We start from the raw sequence: 23,397 nt of genomic DNA, 5'->3' as shown, positions 1-23,397 counted from the left end.
GGATATCCCAACCTGCATCTCTTTATAGTTTAATCAGTCCATAGTGCTTTGACTTTAGCTTGAACTTCTTCATTTTCAAGGAATTCATCATAAGTTTCATCAATACGGTCAATAACGCCATTTTTAGAAACGACAACGATGTGGTTCGCTATTGTTTGAATAAACTCGTGGTCATGACTGGCAAAGATAACAGATTCTTTGAAATCACGGACACCATCATTTAGACTTGAGATTGATTCCAAATCCAAGTGATTAGTAGGGTCATCTAGAAGAAGGACATTGGATTTCAAAAGCATGAGTTTAGAGAGCATAACACGTACTTTTTCTCCCCCTGAGAGGACATTGACAGATTTCTTGACTTCATCTCCTGAGAAGAGCATACGCCCAAGGAATCCACGCAAGAAGGTATCATCATCCTCCCCTTTTTCTGCGAATTGACGAAGCCATTCAAGGATTGATTCACCGGATGCAAAGTCTTTAGAATTGTCTTTTGGAAGGTAAGAACGGCTAGTTGTAACACCCCATTTGATTGTACCTTCATAGTCGATATCATCAGCTAGGGCACGAATTAAAGCAGTGGTTTGAATATCGTTTTGCCCGATAATAGCTGTCTTATCTCCTGGACGTAGGATGAAACTAATGTTATCAAGAATGGTTTCACCATCCATCTTAACAGTGAGATTTTCAACTGTTAGAAGGTCATTACCGATTTCACGCTCTGCTTTAAAATTGATGAATGGGTATTTACGACTTGATGGAACGATTTCTTCTAGCTCAATTTTATCAAGCATTTTCTTCCGAGAAGTCGCTTGTTTAGATTTTGAAGCATTGGCAGAGAAACGTGCAACAAATTCTTGAAGTTCTTTGATTTTTTCTTCTGCTTTTGCATTACGGTCGGCCTGCAAGCGTGCAGCTAATTCTGAAGATTGTTTCCAGAAATCATAATTACCAACGTAGAGTTGAATTTTTCCAAAGTCAAGGTCGGCCATGTGCGTACATACTTTGTTTAAAAAGTGACGGTCATGGGATACGACAATCACGGTATTTTCAAAATCAATCAAGAAATCCTCAAGCCAAGAGATTGATTGAATATCAAGACCATTGGTCGGTTCGTCAAGTAGAAGTACATCAGGTTTACCAAAAAGTGCTTTTGCAAGGAGGACCTTCACCTTGTCACCATTAGCCAATTCGCTCATGTTTTGATAGTGGAGATCTTCTGAAATATTTAGATTCTGAAGCAATTGAGAGGCTTCACTTTCAGCTTCCCAACCACCTAATTCAGCAAAGAGACCTTCTAGTTCGGCAGCACGAACACCATCCTCATCCGAGAAGTCTTCCTTCATGTAGATGGCATCTTTTTCTTTCATGATATCGTAGAGTCGTTCATTACCCATGATAACAACGTCAATAACACGTTCTTCTTCATAGTCGAAGTGGTTTTGGCGAAGAACAGAAAGACGTTCATCAGGACCAAGAGAAATGTGTCCTGTTGTGGGTTCAATATCACCTGCTAAAATTTTCAAAAAAGTAGATTTACCAGCACCATTAGCACCGATAAGCCCATAAGTATTACCAGGTGTGAAGGCAATATTAACATCATCAAAAAGTTTGCGATCGCTAAAACGAAGCGATACATCCGATACATTAAGCATACATTATCCTTTATTTTTATTCTTATGTACTATTTTACGAGAAATTAGACTTTATTTCAATTGATTTTATAAGGGAGTTATAAAGTCATTTGGTACTCTTTGGTAGTCTTTTTGTAGGCTGAAGCCACGCCCCATAACTGTAGAAGCAGGTATAATGACAATAAAGGCAGTTTCATCTATTTTTTGAATTTCTTCTTGGACTTTTGGAACCTCATGGGTTGATAAGGTGGTCATAATCATATTTTGTGACTGTCCAGTATGTCCACCTAGAGCTGGTATTTTTGTTGCACCTCTATCTGCTACCTTAGTGATATAGTTAATAATTTGTTCGCTATTCTTTGAAATGATTAGAAGATTCCTTGAAGAGTTGAGTCCCACCATCATTTTGTCAATTGTAAGAGAGACAACTCCAAGCGATAGAATGGAATACATAACAGTGTCAGGAGAGAAGGCGATAGCACTAATAGCGACAATGACCCCATCAACAAGAAGTAACACTGTTCCTAGTGGGAGAGGTGTGTATTTATTAAGAATTTGTGTGATAATTCCAGTTCCTCCCGTTGAAGAATTCCCATAGAAGACTATGCCTAGTCCTAATCCTAGTACAATTCCACCAAAAATGGCTGCCAGCATTGGCTGTTTGGTAAGTGTTGGTAATCCCTCAGTTAATTTAATAAAAGTTGGAAAAATGATAGAACCATAGAATGTTTTGAGTAAAACTTCACGGCCTAGAAAACACCAACATAGAATTAATAAGGGGATGGTTGTAGCTAATACGAAGTTAGCATTATTCCAACCAAATAGGGCATTTAAGCTGATAGCTAGCCCTCCTACACCTCCTGAGGCAATATGATTTTTAACTAAAAGTGAATTATAACCGACTGCAGCTATAAATGAACCAATTGTAACTAAAAGTATATCTATTATTCTACGTTTCATATATTATCTCCTAGATATGATATTCTTATTATCAAGCCTTTTTTAGTTTACGTCAAGCAATGACTATTTTGAAAGTATGTACGCTTGTGTTTCACGTGAAACTAGAAAGATAACCTTGACAAAAAAGGATAAAAACATGTAGAATAATAGTCATCAGAAGAGTAGTTCTATCCTTCCTTGTAGAGAGCTGGTGGTAGCTGTAAACCAGTATGAGGGTAGAATGAATGGGCTGAAGAAAATTTGACGATTAACGTGAACACATAAACGTTAGGACTGGCACCCCTTACCGTGCAACTTCTTTGTTGAGAAGATTTGAGATGATAGCTTTAAAAAAAGTTGTCAATTGAGGTGGTACCGCGTATCATAAGTGATTAACGCCCTCACGCATATTTTTGCGTGGGGATTTTTTGTAGTAGAAAGGTATTTATATGACGAAACCTATTATATTGACAGGAGACCGTCCAACAGGAAAACTCCACCTTGGACATTATGTTGGAAGTCTGAAGAATCGTGTCCTTTTACAAAACGAAGACAAATACAATATGTTTGTTTTTTTGGCAGATCAACAGGCCCTTACGGATCATGCAAAAGAGTCAGAAATTATCAAAGAATCAATTGGAAATGTCGCTTTAGACTACCTTTCTGTGGGTTTGGATCCTTCAAAGTCTACTATTTTTGTTCAAAGCCAAATTCCAGAATTAGCTGAGCTGACGATGTACTACATGAACTTAGTTTCTTTGGCACGTTTAGAGCGTAATCCGACCGTTAAGACAGAAATTTCACAAAAAGGTTTTGGAGAATCTATTCCAACAGGCTTCCTTGTTTATCCAATTTCCCAAGCGGCTGATATTACGGCCTTTAAAGCAAATCTTGTTCCTGTAGGAAATGATCAAAAGCCAATGATTGAACAGACACGTGAAATTGTTCGTAGCTTTAATCATACCTATAATTGTGATATTTTGGTTGAGCCAGAGGGAATTTATCCTGAAAATGAAGCTGCTGGGCGTCTACCAGGTTTAGATGGTAATGCTAAGATGTCTAAATCCTTAGGCAATGGCATTTTTCTGTCGGATGATGAAGATACTGTTCGTAAAAAAGTCATGAGCATGTATACCGATCCAAATCATATTCGTGTGGAAGATCCAGGCCAAATCGAAGGTAATATGGTTTTCCATTATCTTGATATCTTTGGTCGCGAAGAGGATGCTGCTACAATTGCTGAGATGAAAGAACATTATCAACGAGGTGGTTTAGGAGATGTGAAAACCAAACGTTATCTTCTAGAAATCTTAGAACGCGAGTTGGCTCCAATTCGTGAACGTCGTTTAGAATATGCTAAGGATATGGGAGAGGTTTTCCGTATGCTTGAAAAAGGTAGTCAAGTGGCGCGTGAAGTTGCAGGACAAACATTGTCAGAAGTAAAAGAAGCTATGGGAATTAATTATTTCTAATTAAATGATTTTAGGAACCTTGAACAATAAGGTTCCTATTTTTTTAAAAAAGGATTTCTTAGGAATCTTATGATAATCTGTTGACAAATCTTTTTAGCATGATATGATATTATCAATTAAAAAATAGACTGGGGTTTTTTGTACCTCCAAGCTTTGAGAAAAGAGGACGATTATAATGTCAAATTGGGACACTAAATTCTTAAAAAAAGGTTACACTTTTGATGACGTATTGCTTATTCCTGCGGAAAGTCATGTTCTACCAAACAACGTTAACTTGCAGACGAAATTGGCTAAAAATTTGACATTAAATATCCCAATCATCACTGCTGCTATGGATACTGTCACAGATAGCAAGATGGCTATTTCAATTGCTCGTGCAGGAGGTTTAGGTGTTATTCACAAAAATATGTCTATTGCCGAACAAGCTGAAGAAGTTCGCAAAGTAAAACGCTCTGAAAATGGCGTCATTATTGATCCATTCTTCTTAACGCCAGAAAATAAGGTTGCTGAGGCTGAGGAATTGATGCAACGTTATCGTATTTCAGGTGTTCCGATTGTTGAGACTCTTGATAATCGTAAATTGGTTGGTATTATTACCAATCGTGATATGCGATTTATTTCTGATTACGATACACTCATTTCAGAACACATGACCTCTGAAAAATTGATTACAGCTCCAGTTGGAACAGACCTTGAAACAGCTGAAAGTATTCTTCATGAGCATCGTATTGAAAAGTTGCCATTGGTTGATGACAAAGGACGTTTGTCAGGACTTATTACTATTAAGGATATTGAAAAAGTCATTGAGTTTCCAAATGCAGCCAAGGATGAATTTGGTCGTCTTTTAGTCGCAGGTGCTGTAGGTGTAACGTCTGATACATTTGAGCGTGCCGAAGCACTCTTTGAAGCAGGTGCAGATGCTATCGTTATTGACACTGCACATGGTCACTCAGCAGGAGTTCTTCGTAAAATCGCTGAAATTCGTGCTCACTTCCCAGAACGAACTTTGATTGCAGGAAATATTGCAACAGCTGAAGGTGCGCGTGCGCTTTATGATGCTGGTGTTGATGTGGTTAAGGTTGGTATTGGACCAGGTTCAATTTGTACAACACGTGTAGTTGCTGGTGTAGGGGTTCCTCAAGTGACAGCTATCTACGATGCTGCTAATGTTGCTCGTGAATACGGCAAAACAATCATTGCTGATGGAGGTATCAAATACTCTGGTGATATTGTAAAAGCTCTTGCAGCTGGTGGTGATGCAGTAATGCTTGGTTCAATGTTTGCTGGAACCGATGAGGCACCAGGTGAAACTGAGATCTTCCAAGGTCGTAAATATAAATCATATCGTGGTATGGGATCAATTGCAGCGATGAAGAAGGGATCAAGTGATCGTTACTTCCAAGGTGCGGTTAATGAAGCAAATAAACTTGTTCCAGAAGGAATTGAAGGTCGTGTAGCTTACAAAGGTTCTGCTGCTGATATCGTATTCCAATTGATTGGTGGTATCCGTGCAGGTATGGGGTATACAGGTGCGGAAGATATTCAAGCTTTACATGACAAAGCTCAGTTTGTTGAAATGTCAGGTGCAGGACTGATTGAAAGTCACCCTCATGATGTTCAAATTACCAATGAAGCTCCTAACTATTCTGCTCACTAAAAGTAAAAAAGTACTTATCGGGAGATAAGTACTTTTGCTTTACACCAAAGTTTACAAAAAATTTACACATCTGACAATCATAGTTTAGATATTTACGTTGTCAGATGTGTAAATTATAAAAAATAAGAAAGCAAGTCTATATATTGACTTGCTTTCTGCTAATACTACCAGCTTCAACTACGAAGGCCTTTAAATCAGGTGGGAGATTAGTCAGGTGGTCAAGTGAAGTTGTTGTCATGAAAGTTTGAACTTCTTTATCAATACTCTCCAATAATTTGAGTTGACGGTGATTGTCAAGCTCACTCATAACATCATCCAGGAGAAGAATTGGAAATTCACCAGTTACATTTCTAATAAGAGCAATTTCAGCCATCTTTAAAGAAAGAATTAAACTACGTTGTTGTCCTTGACTACCAAAAGATGCGTTCATGTCATTAATGTAAAACGTTAAATCATCTCTATGAGGACCAACGCCAGTATTCTTTTTGAAGATATCTCTTTTATGATTTTGCCTAAGTGTAATTAAAAATGCTTGGCGAATACTTTTGTGGTTTTGCAAAGATATATTCGATTCATAGGAGATGTTAAGACGCTCAATTTGATTTGAGAGAAGACTATGGTGCTTGTCAGCCTCTACTTCTAGTTGCTTGATAAAGTCTAGTCTGTGTTCAATAACTCGTGCTCCGAAATCAGCGAGTTGTTCATCTAAAACCGACAAAAAATCAATGTCTACCTTGTCGGTAGATTTGAGATAGGCATTACGCTGTTTGAGGACATGATTGTAATTGGATAGATCAGAGAGGTATACAGGTTTAATCTGCCCTAAATCAATATCTATAAATTTACGTCGTAAGCTTGGGGATCCTTTAACAAGTTGTAAATCCTCAGGAGCAAAGAGCACAACCGTCATATGACCAATATAATCCGATAATTTAGCTTGTTTGAGGTGATTAACCTTAGTTATGCGTCCCTTATTAGATAAACTAATTTCGAGGGGAAGTTTTCCACTACGACGATGGACAATACCGCTCAATTTCAGAGTACTTTGCTGAAATTGAATCAGCTCTTTGTCAGAACGAGTACGATGACTACGTGTTAATGCGAGAAAATAGATAGCTTCAAGAATATTGGTTTTTCCTTGAGCATTACGTCCCAGAAAGATATTGAGATGGGGAGAAAAAGTTACAGAGGCTTCAGAATAATTTCTAAAATGCTGGAGATCAATTTTTTCAAGCCACATAATTAGGTCCCTGGGAAACGAACAGGTTTCCGTTTAGTTTTATTACTTTCTTTTGGTTGCTGTCTTTTTTGGTTCTTTTTATTATCTTGGTTCATTTTTTTTACAATGGCTGCAACACGAGCTTTTTCAGCAATCTGTTGTTTATGTTCTTCAATTTCAACCTGTGTAGGAGCCACGATAGTAATTTGAAGTTCTTGAGATGGGATTGTGATAATATCTCCATGACGAAGTTTTTTTCCACGACGTTTTTCATCTTCACCGTTGAATAAAACGGTATTGTTAGCTAAAAAACCTTTAATAGCTCCGCCACTATGAATAATGCTTAGTTCTTTGAAAAGTGCTTGCAGTGTGATGTAGTCATCAAATAATTTGTATTCCATAGTACCTCAACTTTCTCTTGAGATAAGATAGCATAAAAATGGTATAATTGAAAGCATAAACTTTTTAGAGGTTATCAATGAAAATTGCTGATGGTGTCCATGTACACTTCATTCCAACACAAAAATATAAAACTAACCGTATCGTTTTTCGAATGACGGCTTCTTTGAACAAACAAACGATTGCTAAACGAGCTTTAGCTTCACAAATGTTGGCTACAGCCAACCAGCCCTATCCAACAGTGCAAGCTTTCAAAGAGAGATTAGCCTCTCTATATGGAACACAGTTGTCAACTAGGGTGTCAACGAAAGGCTTGACACATAGCGTTGACATCGAGTTGACATATTTAAAAGAGGCTTTTATCCCTTCTGATAATGGATTGTTTTGGGAAGTCCTAGGATTTCTAAAAGATTGTCTTTACAAGCCTTTGTCAAGAGTAGCTCAATACCAAAATAAAGTATTTGATATAGAAAAGCGAAACTTGATGACTTATCTGGATGTTGACAATGAAAATAATTACTATTATAGTGAGGTTAAAGGAAGGAAACTTTATTTTGTAAACGAAGGATTGAAAGTTCCTAAATATGGTCAATCGGAACTTGTTGATGTAGAGACTTCATATACAGCTTTTCAAGAGTTTCAAAACATGTTGACAAAGGATCGTATTGATATCTTTATGGTTGGAGATTTTGATGAGTATCAAGTATTACAAGGGTTACATAGATTTCCTTTAGAGGGACGTCAAGTTGATTTACAGTTCAGCTATAGTCAGCCTTTTTCCAACGTCGTAAAAGAAAAAATAGAACCTAGACAAAGTAGTCAATCTATTTTACAGTTGGGATATCAGTTTACTTGTCAATATGGTGATAAAGATTATTTTGCTTTGATTGTATTCAATGCGATGTTTGGTGAATTTGCTCACTCAGTTTTATTTACAGAGATTCGAGAAAAAGAAGGATTAGCATATTCAATTAGTAGTCAACTTAATGTTTTTACAGGTTTACTTGAAGTTTACGCTGGGATTGAAAAAGATAATAGAAATCAAGCTATCCGAGGAATTAGTAGAGAATTGAATAATATTAAACTTGGGCGTTTTTCAAGCTCTCTATTAAATCAGACAAAGAAAATCATACGAATGAATGCCCTTCTTTCTGAGGACAATGCGTTAACATTAGTTGAACAATGTTTCAATAAGGTTATTTTTGAAGATAAAAGTCTTTCATCAGAACAGTGGTTAGATAATATGGAAAAGGTTACTAAAAAAGATGTTTGCCGTGTGGCACGTCAAGTCAAACTGCAAAGTTTGTTCTTTTTAGAGGGAGTGTCTTAGAATGTCTGCTTTAAAAAAACGTTATTATCAAAAGATTGATGAAGAGATTTATTCAGCAACCTTAGATAATGGCTTATCTTTATCTATTATCAAGAAAAAAGGATTCTTAGAAAAAGCTGCTTTTCTATCAATAAATTTTGGATCAATAGATAATTGCTATTATCTTGATGGAGAGTTACAAACCTATCCTGCTGGTATTGCACATTTTCTTGAACATAAATTATTTGAGGATGAGCAAGGAAAAGATGTAACATTGGATTTTGTCAAACTTGGAGCTGATGTTAATGCTTTTACAACCTTGGACAGGACAACTTACTATTTTTCTACACTTGACAACTTTGAGGAGGCATTAGGCCTCTTACTTAAATTTACGTCAGGTTTTACAAGCTCTGAAAAATCTGTCAATCACGAGAAAAAAATTATCGAACAAGAGATAAATATGTATCAAGATGACCCTGATTATAGAGCTTATCTAGGTTGTTTGCAAAACTTGTATCCAAATACCATATTAGGTCAAGACATTGCTGGAAATAATGAAAGTATTGAAAAAATTACTGTAGAGGATTTGAAGAATAACTTTGATTGTTTTTATAGGCCAGAAAACTGTCATCTTGTCTTAGTAGGTGATTTTGATGTTGATGATGTTTACACATTTGTAAACGAAAGACAACGAAGGTTGACAGAGTTGAAAACGATAGTAGAAAAAGAAAAAAACTCATTGAGGCCGAGATCAAAAAAAGGGACAATCTTCAAATGGAGGTGTCTATCGCCAAATTAGCCGTGGGTTTTAAAAGTGCTACTTTTTCTGACAGTCGTATGAGAGAAAATTTACTAGTACAATTATTATTTAATTTATTGTTTGGGTGGACGTCTCCCTACTATCAAAATTGGTACTCTGAAGGAAAAATTGATGAATCTGTATCAATTGAATACGAGGTCTCTAATCGATATTCGTTTGTCATTATAACTATGGACACCGTAGAACCTATAAAAATGTCAAGTCTAATTCGTCAAGTAATGACGTCAGCGGACAAAAAAGATTGTTGACAGAAGAAGCGTTAGATTTACAAAAAAAAGCTTTGTATGGTGAATTCTTACGTAGTTTAGACAATATCCAGGGGTTAGGAAATCAATATTTAGCATTCTTAGATAATGACAAAACTTATTTTGATTTAGGACAGGAATTGATGAGTATTACTTCTAAGGAACTAAAGGATTTTTTGAATCATTACTTGTCAAATATGGTAATTACCGACTTTGTTGTATTCCCCAAATAGGTAATTATTTGTTATAATAGAAGCACTAAAAAAGAAAATATTAGAAAGGGGAAAAATGAAGTTATATTCTCTTGGTGAGCAGTTACGTGCGGCACGAACAAAGAAAAAATTAAGTTTATATGATGTGGAGAAACTTACTGGAGTTGAAGCACAGTTTCTTTTAGCTATGGAAATGGATCAACTTAAAGCTTTACCAGAGGAAATTCAGCAAGAGGCGCTTGAAAAGTATGCTACCTTCGTAGGTTTGGATGGTAAACGTTTGTATGAAGAGCAGAGACAGAAGGAGCGACGATTAGCAGAAAAGAAGAATCAATCTAATCGTAAGGAAGACAGCTTAGATGCAAAAACTCCCATGTCACGCTTTTCTAAGCATAAACGTGAAGAAAAAAGAAAATCCACATACCTCCCCTTACTAATTCTCAGTGCAGTTTCGTTGCTTATTATCTGTTCGGTTGGTTATATCATTATTAGACATCTTTCTAATCAACCTCAGGTGATTAAGCTCAATACTATTTCAACAGCTAATCACCTATCAGTAGCAGGAAAAGCTAAATCGTCTAGAAATATTTCTGAAGTTACGGTTTCTGGAGCAAATGTTAAAACAACTACGCAAGGTAATCAATTAATGGTTGACCTTTCTAATGTTGCTTCTTCTGTGGTTTTAGGTGTGGAGTTGTCTGGAAATAACGAAGATACATGGTTTTCTGTAGATAACTCAGATGTTTCAGAGAGTTATCTTCTTTCAAAAACAAAAAAATCAAAATATTCCTTAGATCTTTCAGATAAAACGAGAACGACTCAAATTACCATTGCACAATCTTCAAAAGTAACCGTAAAGATAAATGGTGAGTCTCTTGATTTGTCTCAATTAGATAAAAACAAACCTAGTTACCTAACTTTAAAAATTCAATAGAATCGAGAAGAAATGTTCAAAAAAGAAAATTTACCTAATCTGCTAACCCTCGCTAGAATCATTTTAATCCCTGTCTTTTTAGTGATGACATCACTTGCTAGAAATAACGTAATGCATATTGCTGCAGCGATTGTTTTCGCAATTGCAAGTTTTACAGATTATTTAGATGGGTATTTGGCAAGAAAGTGGCATGTTGTTACTAATTTTGGAAAATTTGCAGATCCATTGGCAGATAAGATGTTGGTGATGTCAGCTTTTATTATGCTTGTTGGTATTAATCAAGCACCTGCATGGGTTGTTTCAGTTATTATTTGTCGAGAGCTAGCTGTTACAGGTCTCCGTCTTCTATTAGTTGAAAACGGGGGGACAGTTCTTGCTGCGGCTATGCCTGGTAAGATAAAAACAGTGACACAGATGCTATCTATTATTTTGTTATTGTGTCATGTGAATCTTATAGGAATGATTATGCTTTATGTAGCTTTATTCTTTACGATTTACTCAGGCTATGATTATTTCAAAGGTGCAGGATTCTTATTTAGAGACACTTTTAAGTAGTACGATAAAACAATGATTGAAATAAAAAATTTAAAGTTTAAATATAATCAAGACCAGACATCTTATATTCTTGATGATGTGTCGTTTCACGTGAAACCTGGAGAGTGGCTATCCATTGTTGGTCATAATGGTTCCGGAAAATCCACGACAGCACGTCTTATTGATGGACTACTGGTGGCTGAATCAGGTCATATTATTGTGGATGGACAAGAGTTGACAGAGGATAATGTTTGGGAGATTCGTAATAAGATTGGTATGGTCTTTCAAAATCCAGACAATCAATTTGTTGGGGCAACCGTTGAAGATGATGTTGCTTTTGGTCTTGAAAATAAAGGAATTGCTTATGAAGAGATGGTTTCTAGAGTTCAAGAAGCTTTATCTTTTGTAGGTATGTTGGAGTTTAAGGATAGAGAGCCAGCTAGATTATCTGGCGGTCAAAAACAACGTGTGGCCATTGCAGGGATTATTGCTATGAGGCCGTCTATTTTGATTTTGGATGAGGCAACTAGCATGCTTGATCCAGAAGGACGCCAGGAATTGATTCAATCCATTAAGGATATTCGCCAACAATATGGAATGACTGTTTTATCAATTACTCATGATCTTGATGAGGTGGCAATGAGTGACCGTGTTTTGGTTTTGAAGAAAGGTAAAGTGGAGTCTATTTCAAGTCCTCGTGAACTATTTAGTAGGGGCTCAGAATTGGTAGATTTAGGTTTGGATATCCCTTTCAGTGCATTATTAACTCAAAAGCTAAGAAATAAAGGTCTGATAGATTGTGAAGACTATCTGACAGAAAAGGAATTGGTAGAACAATTATGGGAATCTCTCTCGAAAATGTAAGTTATACTTATCAAGCGGGTACTCCTTTTGAGGGGCGTGCCCTTTTTGATATGACAACCACAATAAAAGATGGTTCATATACAGCCTTTATTGGACATACAGGAAGTGGTAAGTCAACCATCATGCAGTTGTTGAACGGACTTTATTTACCAACTAGCGGTCACGTCCAAGTTGATGATACTATTATAACTAGTCAATCCAAGAATAAGGAAATAAAGCCAATCCGTAAAAAGGTCGGGTTAGTTTTTCAATTTCCAGAAAGTCAGTTATTTGCAGAAACTGTTTTAGAAGATGTTTCTTTTGGACCTCAGAACTTCGGTATTTCTAAAGAGGAGGCAGAGCAGCGTGCTATTGAGAGTCTAAAATTAGTTGGTCTTCCAGAGGAGTTTTATAAACAGAATCCTTTTGATTTATCAGGAGGACAAATGCGACGTGCTGCTATAGCGGGTATTCTGGCTATGCAACCAGATATTCTAGTGTTGGATGAACCTACTGCTGGTCTTGATCCTCAGGGACGAAAGGAATTAATGACACTATTTAAACAATTACACCTTTCTGGAATGACAATTGTTTTAGTGACCCACCTGATGGATGATGTTGCTGATTACGCAACAGCTGTAAACGTTATGGAAAAAGGACATTTAGTATTGTCAGGAGCTCCTAAAGAAGTTTTCCAACAGGTCACCTTACTTAGAGAGAAGCAATTAGGCGTTCCAAAAATTACAGAGTTTGCGTTACAGCTACAAAAAAAAGGTTATCACTTTGAAAGTCTTCCCATTACAATGGAGGAATTCGTAGAGGTATTAGCTAATGGATAAGTTAATTATTGGACGTTATATTGTCGGAAACTCTTTCATACATAGATTAGATCCTAGAAGTAAATTATTAGCCATGTTGGTTTACATTGTTATTATCTTTTGGGCCAATAATCCTTTGACTTATGTCATTATAACCCTGTTTACACTTTTCTTGGTTATCTTATCTAAAATTAAGCTTGGTTTTTTCTAGATGGTATTAAACCGATGATTTGGATTATTTTATTCTCTACGCTGTTTCAAGTGTTTTTCAATACAAAAGGGAATGTGCTTTGGTCTATTGGCTTTTTAAAGATTACTGAGGTTGGGTTAAATCAAGGATGGATGATTTTTCTTAGATTTATTCTTATTATTAGTTTTTCTACTTTGCTTACTCTAACGACAACACCTTTAAGCTTATCTGACGCCGTTGAATCTCTTTTAAAACCTATGACTGTTTTTAAAGTACCAGCACACGAAATTGGGTTAATGTTATCTTTAAGTTTACGTTTTGTACCAACTTTGATGGATGATACGATGCGAATTATGAATGCTCAAAAGGCGCGTGGAGTTGACTTTGGTGAAGGAAATATTATTCAAAAGGTACGCTCAATTATACCAATATTAATTCCTTTGTTTGCATCTAGCTTCAAACGGGCAGATGCTCTGGCGATTGCTATGGAAGCACGAGGCTATCAAGGTGGCGACGGCCGAACAAAATATCGTCGACTTTCATGGAATGGCCGAGATACTTTATCCATTGTTGCTATTTTAGCTTTGGGGGTAATACTTTTTTATCTTAAGAGTTAAGTGGTTAATATATATAAACTAGGTCTTAAGACCTAGAACCATTGAAAGAACGCCCAAGTTGGCGTTCTTTTTCGTCTAATCCCAAACTGCCTGTAATATTTTTAATATCCCTAACAAGTGGATGTTATATTTGCACGGTATGATAGTTACATGGTTATAGTTCTTCAGCTTAATCTGGAATGAAAAATTCCCATATAGACTAAGCCATTTTATTTGCTTATTAGTCATCACCAAATAAAATAATAAAATATCATTGGCTAATATGGACTGAACTATAGATAGATAAAGGAGCATCATCATGCAAACAAAGAATACATCTAACACTAAAAAATTGGGTCTTTTTGGACTTGTTACAGTGGCAACGCTTGGGGCAACAGCTTTAGCTAATGCAGAAACTTACACAGTTCAAAAAGGTGATACCCTTTCAGCTATTGCCAAGAAGAATGGTACTACTGTCGATGAAATTGTTTCAAAAAATGGCATTCAAGATGCCAATAAGATTTCCGTAGGTCAAAACTTAACAATTAATGAAACTACAGAAGAGACTACAGAAGCCTCAGCTACGCCAACTACAACTGAAGCAGTTGCTGAATCAGCACAATCGGCAGAGTCTACACAAAGTGAAAGTACTCAAACAACAAATACAAGTCTTTCTTCCTCAGAGGCAGCTGCCAAGGAAGAAATTGCTCAACGTGAGTCAAGCGGTAGCTATACAGCTCAAAATGGCCAATATTATGGACGTTATCAATTGGCTGCCTCATATTTAAATGGGGACCTATCTCCTGAAAATCAAGAGAAAGTAGCGGATAATTATGTAGCAAGCCGTTATGGTTCATGGACTGCAGCTCTAGCTTTCTGGAATGCTAACGGTTGGTATTAAGCTAAAACCTCATACAAATATGAAGAAAATGCCAGATTTTTGGCATTTTTTTATTTAAATGATAAATCATTGTAACATTAGACACATTACAAATAATGCACAGTAATATTACTAAGTTATGATGAATGTGGCTAGAATAAACTAGGAGGGATTTATGTTTAAAAAAAGTTATAAAGGACGTCGTGTCAAATTAGCAGCAAAAAAATCATTGACAGTGCCAGTAGCAATTGTAACAAGTTTTATTGTCGTTTTGGCAGTATCTCTTTCTACACTAATCAATAAGGGATTGGTTAATGCATTTTCAGATTCTGTTACACCGACTCCTTCACCAACGTCAACAGCGACAGAATCAACAGCAGATTTAGTCAAATCATCAACTATTAGCTCCAACAAAGAGAAAAAAGCTAACAAAGAAAACGTTGAAGAAAGTAAGCCTCAATCTGAGACAACAAGTGAAACAGTAGAAACACCTCAACAGTCTCAGCCAGAGACTACTACAACAAGTACTGAAACTACACAAACTTCAGATAAAGGGACAACACCTGCAGTTGCTGCGAGTGGCAATGGCTCAGTTATCCTTTCGAATGGCAATACTGCAGGAGAAATCGGCTCTTACGCCGCAGCACAAATGGCGGCTGCCACTGGCGTCCCTCAGTCAACTTGGGAGTCAATTATTGCGCGTGAGTCAAACGGTGATCATACCGTAGCAAATGGTTCAGGAGCATCGGGTCTTTTCCAAACAATGCCAGGATGGGGCTCAACAGCAACTGTTGAGGACCAAATTCAATCGGCTTTGAACGCCTATAATGCGCAAGGATTGTCAGCTTGGAATTACTAAGAAATTAAAGAAGTTGGGAGGAGACTCCCAGCTTTTTATTCTAGATGTAAGTAAGAGTCGTTTTATAGGGTTTTAGATTAGATTGTAACTATTATTAGGTAGGAATAGGCCTTTCTGTTATAATAAAAAATGAAAGGTTTGACAATGAAACAAATATTTAAATCAAGAGAGAGATTGTGGGTTAGTCTTTTTATTATTTCTTTTGCTATATTACTGGTTACACCACAGCTATTTACTAGAAAAGTCATTTTAGGATCAGATTCTATATTTCACTATAACAGGTTTTATGAAGCTGCTATGCAATTAAAGAATGGTAATTTTTCTTACTTTCTATCCTTATATGGTTTTCAACAGTCTGGACGTATTGTTAATGCCCTATATGGCCCTTTTTTTGCCTATTTACAAGGAGGGCTTATTTTAATAAGTGGTACTTGGTTCCGTTATCAGATTGTTTCTAGGGTATTGTTACATATATTGGCTGAATCTTCAATGTATGCGTTACTTAAGCAGTGTAAAGTTAAGACAAGCATTGCTTTGTCACTAGGTTTACTATATGCAACGACATTCTCTATTCAATATTGGACGATGCGTCAAGGCTTTTCTAGTTGGGGAGCTGCTCTATTACCCTATTGTTTCATTCCTGCTATTCATTATGTATTTTATCAACGAGTAGATCAAGTTAGACTAGCCCTATCAATGGCTTTAATTTTTCAGATTCATGTGCTTAGTGCTTTAATGCTAGCTATGATGTATCTTCCTTTTTATCTTTACACTTTTGTAAAGGCGACTACTTCTAAAAAAAGGAAACTATTTTAAAAGTCTTAATAGCAGTTATTCTTTTTCTTTTATTGACTGTAAATGTATGGGGGGTGCTTCTTTATCTAAGAGGTGCGAATCATCTTTTAGATCCATTTATCAATAGGGAGATAGGTAAGAATGGAATTGATGGGACAGCAAGATATTGGCTATACACTCCAATATCCTTAATGGTTTTACTCATTTTACAGTTTATTTACGCTATTGTAAATTGGAAAAAACTAGCAAGATGGAAGCGAATACTACATTTTATTTATTTCGTTTTCTTCTTTTTATCAACAGGTCTTTTTCCATGGCAGTATCTGGTAGAAAATGGAAATACTTTTGCTGAGTTGATCCAATTCCCATTTCGCTTTTTTGTTCCAGCTACTATATTGCTGTTGGCGATTACAGGGTTGACTGTCACACGTTTTGTAAATTGGCGAAAAAGTATTGCTGTTTTATTATTTGCCTTTGCAGGGGTTGGGCTAATTCAAAATATAATGGATACTACAGATCGTGTAAAGAGTGCAGCTCAAGATGGTGAACTTATTTCCATTGTTAAACATACTTACGTTGAAGGAGATTATCAGACGATAAGTCTTACCATGAATGACAGTGACCTGTCACAGTTTTTAAATTTAGTTGTCAAATCCACACCAGATTATGTACCTATCTATGGGACAATAGGTAAGCAAAACACTTACGATCTTTATTATGAAAACATTGTTATGAATCAAAGAACCGAAAAGTTAATTAAAGATAACTACCTCGTATTAACTTGGCAAGCTGATGAAGGGGAGGAATTGAATCTACCGATAGTTGTATATAAAGATTCCATCTTGATACTAAATGGTAAAGAACTAGACAAGGATGACTATAACTTGTCAACGATTGGTACGCCGACCGTTTCATCGCAAGAAGGAAAAAATAAACTTGAGTTACGGTATCAAGAACCAGAATGGTTATTTGTAGCAATAAGTGCCCCACTTGTAGTTTTAGGAACAATAGGTTTACAGTGGCTTTACACAAAAATAAGTATAAAAAAGGTTGCCTAGTGGTAACCTTTTTGCATTATTCTTTAATCATGATATAATTAAGCTTGCGTGCTTTTACGCTTCAAAATCGACCTTCAAATCGATATTTGAATAACTAGACCCTTCAAGTCTATGTTAATTTTTATTTGATGGGAGGAGTTATCAATGACTGATAATTCAAAAACACGTGTTGTTGTCGGTATGAGTGGTGGCGTTGATTCATCAGTGACAGCCTTACTTTTAAAAGAGCAAGGCTATGATGTAATTGGTGTTTTCATGAAAAACTGGGATGACACAGATGAATTTGGTGTATGTACAGCAACCGAAGATTATAAAGATGTGGCAGCAGTAGCTGATCAGATTGGTATCCCGTATTACTCTGTCAACTTTGAGAAAGAGTACTGGGATCGTGTATTTGAGTATTTCCTTGCAGAATACCGCGCAGGTCGTACTCCTAATCCAGACGTTATGTGTAATAAGGAAATCAAGTTCAAGGCTTTCCTAGACTACGCTATGACATTGGGAGCAGACTACGTGGCTACAGGACATTATGCTCAAGTTGTTCGTGATGAAGATGGCATTGTCCATATGTTGCGTGGTGCAGATAACAATAAAGATCAAACCTACTTCCTTAGTCAGCTTTCACAAGAGCAGTTGCAGAAAACGATGTTTCCATTAGGACATCTACAAAAGCCAGAAGTTCGTGAGATTGCTGAACATGCAGGTCTTGCAACAGCCAAGAAAAAGGATTCGACAGGAATTTGTTTTATTGGTGAGAAAAACTTTAAAGAATTTCTTAGCCAATACTTGCCAGCTCAAAAAGGTCGTATGATGACTGTAGATGGTCGTGACATGGGTGAACATAACGGACTCATGTATTACACCATTGGTCAACGTGGTGGTATGGGCATTGGTGGCCAAAAAGGTGGCGATAATGCTCCTTGGTTTGTAGTTGGGAAAGATCTTTCGAAGAATATTCTTTACGTGGGTCAAGGTTTCCACCATGAGTCATTGATGTCAACTTCTCTTGACGCTTCAATGATTCATTTTACTCGAGATATGCCTGAAGAATTTGACATGGAGTGTACAGCAAAATTCCGTTATCGTCAACCTGATAGTAAAGTTACTGTAAAGGTTAAGGGTGATAAAGCAGAGGTTATTTTTGCTGAACCTCAGCGTGCGATTACACCTGGTCAAGCCGTTGTTTTCTATGATGGTCAGGAATGTTTGGGTGGCGGTATTATTGACCAAGCCTATAAAGATGGAAAAGTTTGTCAATATATCTAGATGAATGAAGTAAAAAGTATGAGTTCTCAATTTTTTTATGCATTTATGTCCTTCTTTGCCATAATGAATCCCATTTCAAACCTTCCTGCTTATATGGCTTTAGTAGCAGATGATAGTCAAAAGATTTCACGAAAAATTGCATTTAAGAGTCTTTTAATTGCCTTTATAATTGTTACAGTCTTTGTCTTTTCTGGAGATTTGATTTTCAAAGTTTTTGGAATTACAATTGTTTCTTTCAGAATTGCTGGTGGAATATTAGTGGCCGTTATCGGTTATCATATGATTAATGGTAATCATTCACCTAGCTATAAAGGAATGGAGCAGCAAGCAGTAAATTCAGATCCAATGTCTATTGCTATTTCTCCTCTTGCAATGCCGCTTTTTGCAGGACCAGGAACAATTACAACTGCCTTAAGCTTGGCTAATGGAGGTTTGCGGAATCAACTAATAACCGTAGTTGCTTTTGCTCTACTATGTGTCATCACTTATCTCCTACTAAGAAGTGCAAAACAAATTGCAGGCTTCTTGGGAAAAAATTTGATGAAAATTATAACGAAATTTATGGGACTATTACTATTTTCAATAGGTATCCAAATGATTATCACTAGTGTTCAGTCATTAATCAAATAGTGATTTGAATTGACAAAATGATTTGATTTGATACAATAACTTTAACAATAGTCATGATGGTCAAAGCTCATGGGAATTGTGCGTTTTTTGCGTACAGTTTTCTGGAGTTTTGGCTATTTTTGTAGAAAAATATCAGAGAAAGGATAAGGCAGCTGATTGTAAGTCACTGCATAAATCAAAAAAATGTCTTACAGGTTTGATGAAAATTATGATGTAATCGTTGTTGGAGCTGGTCACGCTGGTGTGGAAGCTAGTTTGGCCGCAGCTCGCATGGGTTGTAAGGTTTTACTAGCCACTATCAACCTCGAGATGCTGGCTTTTATGCCATGTAACCCTTCTATCGGTGGGTCAGCTAAGGGAATTGTTGTTCGTGAAATTGATGCCCTTGGTGGAGAGATGGGTAAAAATATTGATAAAACTTATATTCAAATGAAAATGCTTAATACCGGTAAGGGGCCTGCTGTTCGAGCCTTGCGTGCACAAGCAGATAAAGCTTTGTATGCTATGACAATGAAACATACAGTTGAACGCCAGGAAAACCTGACCCTCCGTCAATCAATGATTGATGACATACTTGTTGAAGATGGTAAGGTAGTTGGTGTAAGAACGGCAACAAATCAAAAATATGGAGCTAAGGCAGTTATTGTAACAACAGGAACGGCTTTGCGTGGTGAAATTATCCTAGGTGAGCTCAAATATTCTTCAGGTCCTAATAATAGCCTTGCATCTGTTACATTGGCAGATAACCTGAGGGATCTTGGCCTTGAAATAGGAAGATTTAAAACGGGTACCCCTCCTCGTGTTAAGGCATCATCAATTAATTACGAAGAAACTGAAATTCAACCAGGTGATGAAAAGCCAAATCATTTTTCATTCTTGTCGAAAGATGAAGACTATCTTCAGGATCAAATACCTTGTTGGCTAACTTATACGAATCAAGAGAGCCACGATATTATCAATAATAATTTACACCGTGCACCAATGTTTTCAGGTATTGTCAAGGGTGTAGGACCTCGTTATTGTCCATCAATCGAAGATAAAATTGTCCGATTTGCCGATAAGAATCGTCATCAGCTTTTCCTTGAACCAGAGGGACGAGAAACTGAGGAAGTGTATGTACAAGGGCTTTCAACAAGTTTGCCTGAAGATGTTCAAAAAGAATTGCTTCACTCAATCAAAGGTCTTGAAAAAGCGGAGATGATGCGAACTGGTTATGCGATTGAATATGATATCGTTCTCCCTCATCAATTACGTGCAACACTTGAAACGAAGTTGATTTCGGGTCTCTTTACAGCAGGACAAACCAACGGAACTTCTGGATACGAGGAGGCAGCTGGCCAAGGTCTAGTTGCTGGTATTAATGCGGCTCTTAAAGTTCAAGGTAAACCTGAGCTTATCCTCAAACGTAGTGATGCCTATATTGGTGTAATGATTGACGATCTTGTCACGAAAGGAACCTTGGAGCCATATCGTTTATTAACATCACGCGCGGAGTATCGCCTCATATTACGTCATGACAATGCTGATATGCGCTTGACACCTATTGGTCGAGAAGTTGGTTTGGTTGACGATGAACGTTGGAATATCTTTGAAATTAAGAAAAATCAGTTTGACAGTGAGTTGACACGTCTGTCAAAAGAAAAATTGAAACCTGTCAAAGAAACGAATGAAAAAATTCAAGCCCTAGGCTTTAAGCCCTTGACAGATGCCATGACTGCTAAAGAGTTTATGCGTAGACCAGAGATTGATTATGCCACAGCTACTCAGTTTGTAGGTCCAGCTTCAGAAGATTTGGATGCTAAGATTATAGAGTTGCTTGAGACTGAAATCAAGTACGAAGGGTATATCAATAAAGCTTTGGATCAAGTAGCCAAGATGAAGCGTATGGAAGAAAAGAGAATTCCGAAAAATATTGATTGGGATGCTATTGATTCTATCGCTACTGAAGCTCGTCAAAAATTTAAGAAAATTAATCCTGAGACCATTGGTCAAGCGAGTCGTATTTCAGGGGTCAATCCAGCAGATATCTCTATTCTGATGGTCTACCTTGAAGGCAATAATAAGGCCCGTCGTAAAGTGGACTAACGGTAGTAATGCGTTTAAAAGCCTTTTAATTAGGGCTTTTTTATGTTATAATTACTAGATTAAGAGGTTTTATATGAAAAGATTTCACTTTGCAACGATTCATCTTGTAATGATAGGGTTAATTCTTTTTGGAATTGCTACCATCTTTGTTCGCATTTTAAAATCTGAGTCTGCACTCATTTTTGCGCTTTTTATCATTATGGTAGTGGTTGTTGCCTTATTACATTATCAAAAGACAACATACGAGTCCTTGGAAATAGAACAATTAGATGAACTAAATCAGGATGTTGAAGATTCTTTGAAGACCCTTCTTGGAAAAATGCCTGTTGGGGTAATTACTTTTGATGAGAATGATCATATTGAATGGTTTAATCCTTATGCGAAGCTAGTACTTTCGGATGAAAACGGAAACTTCAATAAGCAATTGGTTGCTAATTTTATTGCTCAGAAGCGTAAAGGATCACCCTCCAATGTGATTACAGTTGGCGAAAACAAATATGCTGCTTTTGTTGACTTTGATAATAAGTTGATTTACTTTATTGATAATGTTTATAATCATGATACGAATACAGACCCAAATATGACACGTCCTGTTATCGGTATTATTTCAGTCGATAACTACGACGATGTGACAGGAAGTTTGCCAGATGCAGATGTTTCAAAGATCAATACATTCGTGGCAGGTTTTATTTCAGAGTTTGCCAAAGCTAAACACATCCATTATCGACGTATTGAAGGTGACCGTTTTTACTTTTTCACTAATTATAGGGTTTTGATGGAGTTCATGAATCAAAAGTTTTCTGTTTTAGATGATTTTCGTCAACAGGCTCAAGAACGTGGTTTACCACTGACACTGAGTATGGGAATCTCATTTGGAACAATTAAGCATGATCAAATCGGACAAGTGGCTTTGCAGAATCTTAACATTGCCCTTGTTCGTGGTGGGGATCAGGCTGTAGTCAAGGAAAATGACGATCACAAAGAATTACTATACTTTGGCGGAGGTTCTGTCTCAACGGTCAAGCGTTCTCGCACAAGAACAAGAGCTATGATGACAGCAATTTCGGATAAGTTGAAAACAGTCGAAAGAGTATTTGTTGTTGGACACCAGAATTTGGATATGGATGCCCTAGGTGCTACTGTCGGAATGGCTCACTTTGCTAGTCAGATTGTTCGAAAGAGCTTTGCTGTTTACGATGAGGAATCTATGAACGCTGATATTGCGCGTGCAGTTAATCGTTTGAAGGAGGATGGACAGTCACCACTGATTACGCTTTCAGAGGCTGAGGAACTGGTTAATCAGAATTCATTGCTGATTATGGTCGACCATTCTAAAGTAAATCTGACTTTATCTAAGAGTTTCTATACTCGATTTAACGAAGTTATTGTCGTAGACCACCATCGTCGTGATGATGATTTCCCTGAAAATGCCGTTTTGACCTTTATTGAAAGTGGAGCAAGCTCTGCTTGTGAGTTGGTTACGGAATTGTTGCAATTTCAAGGGGCTCCAGAGCGGTTAAGTAAAATTCAAGCTTCTATCCTCATGGCAGGCATAATGCTAGATACGAAAAACTTCTCTACTCGTGTAACAAGTCGAACGTTTGATGTTGCCTCATACCTTCGTAGTTTAGGAAGTGATAGTGGAGAGATTCAAACGATTTCGGCTACGGACTTTGAGGAGTATCGACGTATTAATGAGTTGATTTTAGCAGGTGATCGAATTACCAACGATATTATCGTTGCTATGGGTGAAGATCATAAATGCTACAATAATGTTGTCATTTCAAAAGCAGCAGATACGATGCTTGCTATGGCTGGAATCGAAGCCACTTTTGTTATCGCTCGTACAAGCGATTCTACGGTAAATATATCTGCTCGAAGTCATAAAACAATTAATGTGCAACGTATTATGGAAAAGTTAGGTGGCGGAGGGCATTTCAACTTAGCTGCCTGTCAAATAAGAGATTGTGGTGTTGCGCAGGTAAAAATAAATTAATTGAAACTAT

Annotated in this window: 17 protein-coding genes, 3 pseudogenes and 1 other annotated feature; of the genes and pseudogenes, 16 read left to right on the top strand and 4 right to left on the bottom strand. The window is 36.9% G+C overall.

Annotation, left to right across the window (positions count from 1 at the left end):
• Positions 1–29 precede the first annotated feature (29 nt).
• Positions 30–1,652, bottom strand: a complete 1,623-nt coding sequence (locus HSISS3_RS11130) for an ABC-F family ATP-binding cassette domain-containing protein (RefSeq protein ID WP_002887369.1) — start codon at positions 1,650–1,652, stop codon at positions 30–32.
• Positions 1,653–1,718: 66 nt separating this feature from the next.
• Positions 1,719–2,591: a YitT family protein gene (locus HSISS3_RS11125; protein WP_008535971.1), complete on the bottom strand. Its 873-nt coding sequence runs from the start codon at positions 2,589–2,591 to the stop codon at positions 1,719–1,721.
• 140 nt (positions 2,592–2,731) lie between these two features.
• Positions 2,732–2,976 (top strand) — a binding site (T-box leader).
• 43 nt (positions 2,977–3,019) lie between these two features.
• On the opposite strand from HSISS3_RS11125, the gene trpS reads away from it, so the two are divergent.
• On the top strand, positions 3,020–4,042 hold the full coding sequence (gene trpS, locus HSISS3_RS11120; RefSeq protein ID WP_021152701.1) for a tryptophan--tRNA ligase: 1,023 nt from the start codon (positions 3,020–3,022) through the stop codon (positions 4,040–4,042).
• A gap of 175 nt (positions 4,043–4,217) precedes the next feature.
• Entirely contained in the window at positions 4,218–5,699 is a 1,482-nt protein-coding gene (guaB, locus tag HSISS3_RS11115; protein WP_021152700.1) for an IMP dehydrogenase, read from the top strand.
• 136 nt (positions 5,700–5,835) lie between these two features.
• Here the strand turns inward: guaB and recF are convergent, their stop codons facing one another.
• Entirely contained in the window at positions 5,836–6,939 is a 1,104-nt protein-coding gene (recF, locus tag HSISS3_RS11110; RefSeq protein ID WP_021152699.1) for a DNA replication/repair protein RecF, read from the bottom strand.
• Between the two features lie 2 nt (positions 6,940–6,941).
• Positions 6,942–7,319: a S4 domain-containing protein YaaA gene (yaaA, locus tag HSISS3_RS11105; RefSeq protein ID WP_021152698.1), complete on the bottom strand. Its 378-nt coding sequence runs from the start codon at positions 7,317–7,319 to the stop codon at positions 6,942–6,944.
• Between the two features lie 77 nt (positions 7,320–7,396).
• On the opposite strand from yaaA, the gene HSISS3_RS11100 reads away from it, so the two are divergent.
• The 14 genes and pseudogenes from HSISS3_RS11100 to HSISS3_RS11035 all read left to right on the top strand — a co-directional run bounded on the left by HSISS3_RS11100 (position 7,397) and on the right by HSISS3_RS11035 (position 23,387).
• Positions 7,397–8,647, top strand: coding sequence for an EF-P 5-aminopentanol modification-associated protein YfmF (locus tag HSISS3_RS11100; RefSeq protein WP_021152697.1), 1,251 nt, complete (start codon positions 7,397–7,399; stop codon positions 8,645–8,647).
• Position 8,648: 1 nt separating this feature from the next.
• Positions 8,649–9,924: pseudogene (locus HSISS3_RS12615) on the top strand (pitrilysin family protein).
• A 55-nt stretch (positions 9,925–9,979) separates the two neighbouring features.
• Entirely contained in the window at positions 9,980–10,837 is an 858-nt protein-coding gene (locus tag HSISS3_RS11090) for a helix-turn-helix domain-containing protein (protein ID WP_021152694.1), read from the top strand.
• Positions 10,838–10,849: 12 nt separating this feature from the next.
• The gene (gene pgsA, locus HSISS3_RS11085) at positions 10,850–11,392 is read left to right on the top strand and encodes a CDP-diacylglycerol--glycerol-3-phosphate 3-phosphatidyltransferase (RefSeq protein ID WP_008535980.1); all 543 of its coding nucleotides are present in this window, start codon (positions 10,850–10,852) and stop codon (positions 11,390–11,392) included.
• 12 nt (positions 11,393–11,404) lie between these two features.
• Positions 11,405–12,235, top strand: a complete 831-nt coding sequence (locus HSISS3_RS11080; protein ID WP_002888137.1) for an energy-coupling factor ABC transporter ATP-binding protein — start codon at positions 11,405–11,407, stop codon at positions 12,233–12,235.
• Positions 12,211–13,053 carry an energy-coupling factor transporter ATPase gene (locus HSISS3_RS11075; protein ID WP_008535982.1) on the top strand — a complete coding sequence of 281 codons (843 nt, stop codon included), beginning with the start codon at positions 12,211–12,213 and terminating at the stop codon, positions 13,051–13,053. Before HSISS3_RS11080 ends, HSISS3_RS11075 begins: the two co-directional genes overlap by 25 nt.
• Positions 13,046–13,839, top strand: a pseudogene (locus tag HSISS3_RS11070) (energy-coupling factor transporter transmembrane protein EcfT). The gene HSISS3_RS11075 and the pseudogene HSISS3_RS11070 overlap by 8 nt, the downstream one beginning before the upstream one ends.
• 298 nt (positions 13,840–14,137) lie before the next feature.
• Entirely contained in the window at positions 14,138–14,719 is a 582-nt protein-coding gene (locus HSISS3_RS11065) for a LysM peptidoglycan-binding domain-containing protein (protein WP_002888141.1), read from the top strand.
• A gap of 154 nt (positions 14,720–14,873) precedes the next feature.
• Complete coding sequence (locus HSISS3_RS11060) at positions 14,874–15,557, top strand: transglycosylase SLT domain-containing protein (RefSeq protein WP_021152691.1); 684 nt, start codon at positions 14,874–14,876, stop codon at positions 15,555–15,557.
• 144 nt (positions 15,558–15,701) lie between these two features.
• Positions 15,702–17,410 (top strand): annotated as a pseudogene (locus tag HSISS3_RS12610) (hypothetical protein).
• 144 nt (positions 17,411–17,554) lie between these two features.
• A complete protein-coding gene (gene mnmA, locus HSISS3_RS11050; protein ID WP_021152688.1) occupies positions 17,555–18,676 on the top strand; it encodes a tRNA 2-thiouridine(34) synthase MnmA in 1,122 nt (373 codons plus the stop codon).
• An 18-nt stretch (positions 18,677–18,694) separates the two neighbouring features.
• The gene (locus HSISS3_RS11045; protein WP_021152687.1) at positions 18,695–19,306 is read left to right on the top strand and encodes a MarC family protein; all 612 of its coding nucleotides are present in this window, start codon (positions 18,695–18,697) and stop codon (positions 19,304–19,306) included.
• 183 nt (positions 19,307–19,489) lie between these two features.
• On the top strand, positions 19,490–21,391 hold the full coding sequence (gene mnmG, locus HSISS3_RS11040; RefSeq protein ID WP_021152686.1) for a tRNA uridine-5-carboxymethylaminomethyl(34) synthesis enzyme MnmG: 1,902 nt from the start codon (positions 19,490–19,492) through the stop codon (positions 21,389–21,391).
• A 73-nt stretch (positions 21,392–21,464) separates the two neighbouring features.
• Entirely contained in the window at positions 21,465–23,387 is a 1,923-nt protein-coding gene (locus HSISS3_RS11035; RefSeq protein WP_021152685.1) for a DHH family phosphoesterase, read from the top strand.
• Positions 23,388–23,397: the final 10 nt, after the last annotated feature.

This window comes from Streptococcus sp. HSISS3, assembly GCF_000448605.1.
Lineage (GTDB): Bacteria > Bacillota > Bacilli > Lactobacillales > Streptococcaceae > Streptococcus > Streptococcus raffinosi.
The sequence above is the reverse complement of the archived record's forward strand: the minus strand, read 5'-3'. Positions and strand labels throughout refer to the sequence as shown.

Coding starts and splice junctions, on each gene's coding strand:
- HSISS3_RS11130 (WP_002887369.1), bottom strand. CDS start 1,652: ATGCTTAATGTATCGGATGTATCGCTTCGTTTTAGCGATCGCAAACTT.
- HSISS3_RS11125 (WP_008535971.1), bottom strand. CDS start 2,591: ATGAAACGTAGAATAATAGATATACTTTTAGTTACAATTGGTTCATTT.
- trpS (WP_021152701.1), top strand. CDS start 3,020: ATGACGAAACCTATTATATTGACAGGAGACCGTCCAACAGGAAAACTC.
- guaB (WP_021152700.1), top strand. CDS start 4,218: ATGTCAAATTGGGACACTAAATTCTTAAAAAAAGGTTACACTTTTGAT.
- recF (WP_021152699.1), bottom strand. CDS start 6,939: ATGTGGCTTGAAAAAATTGATCTCCAGCATTTTAGAAATTATTCTGAA.
- yaaA (WP_021152698.1), bottom strand. CDS start 7,319: ATGGAATACAAATTATTTGATGACTACATCACACTGCAAGCACTTTTC.
- HSISS3_RS11100 (WP_021152697.1), top strand. CDS start 7,397: ATGAAAATTGCTGATGGTGTCCATGTACACTTCATTCCAACACAAAAA.
- HSISS3_RS11090 (WP_021152694.1), top strand. CDS start 9,980: ATGAAGTTATATTCTCTTGGTGAGCAGTTACGTGCGGCACGAACAAAG.
- pgsA (WP_008535980.1), top strand. CDS start 10,850: ATGTTCAAAAAAGAAAATTTACCTAATCTGCTAACCCTCGCTAGAATC.
- HSISS3_RS11080 (WP_002888137.1), top strand. CDS start 11,405: ATGATTGAAATAAAAAATTTAAAGTTTAAATATAATCAAGACCAGACA.
- HSISS3_RS11075 (WP_008535982.1), top strand. CDS start 12,211: ATGGGAATCTCTCTCGAAAATGTAAGTTATACTTATCAAGCGGGTACT.
- HSISS3_RS11065 (WP_002888141.1), top strand. CDS start 14,138: ATGCAAACAAAGAATACATCTAACACTAAAAAATTGGGTCTTTTTGGA.
- HSISS3_RS11060 (WP_021152691.1), top strand. CDS start 14,874: ATGTTTAAAAAAAGTTATAAAGGACGTCGTGTCAAATTAGCAGCAAAA.
- mnmA (WP_021152688.1), top strand. CDS start 17,555: ATGACTGATAATTCAAAAACACGTGTTGTTGTCGGTATGAGTGGTGGC.
- HSISS3_RS11045 (WP_021152687.1), top strand. CDS start 18,695: ATGAGTTCTCAATTTTTTTATGCATTTATGTCCTTCTTTGCCATAATG.
- mnmG (WP_021152686.1), top strand. CDS start 19,490: ATGTCTTACAGGTTTGATGAAAATTATGATGTAATCGTTGTTGGAGCT.
- HSISS3_RS11035 (WP_021152685.1), top strand. CDS start 21,465: ATGAAAAGATTTCACTTTGCAACGATTCATCTTGTAATGATAGGGTTA.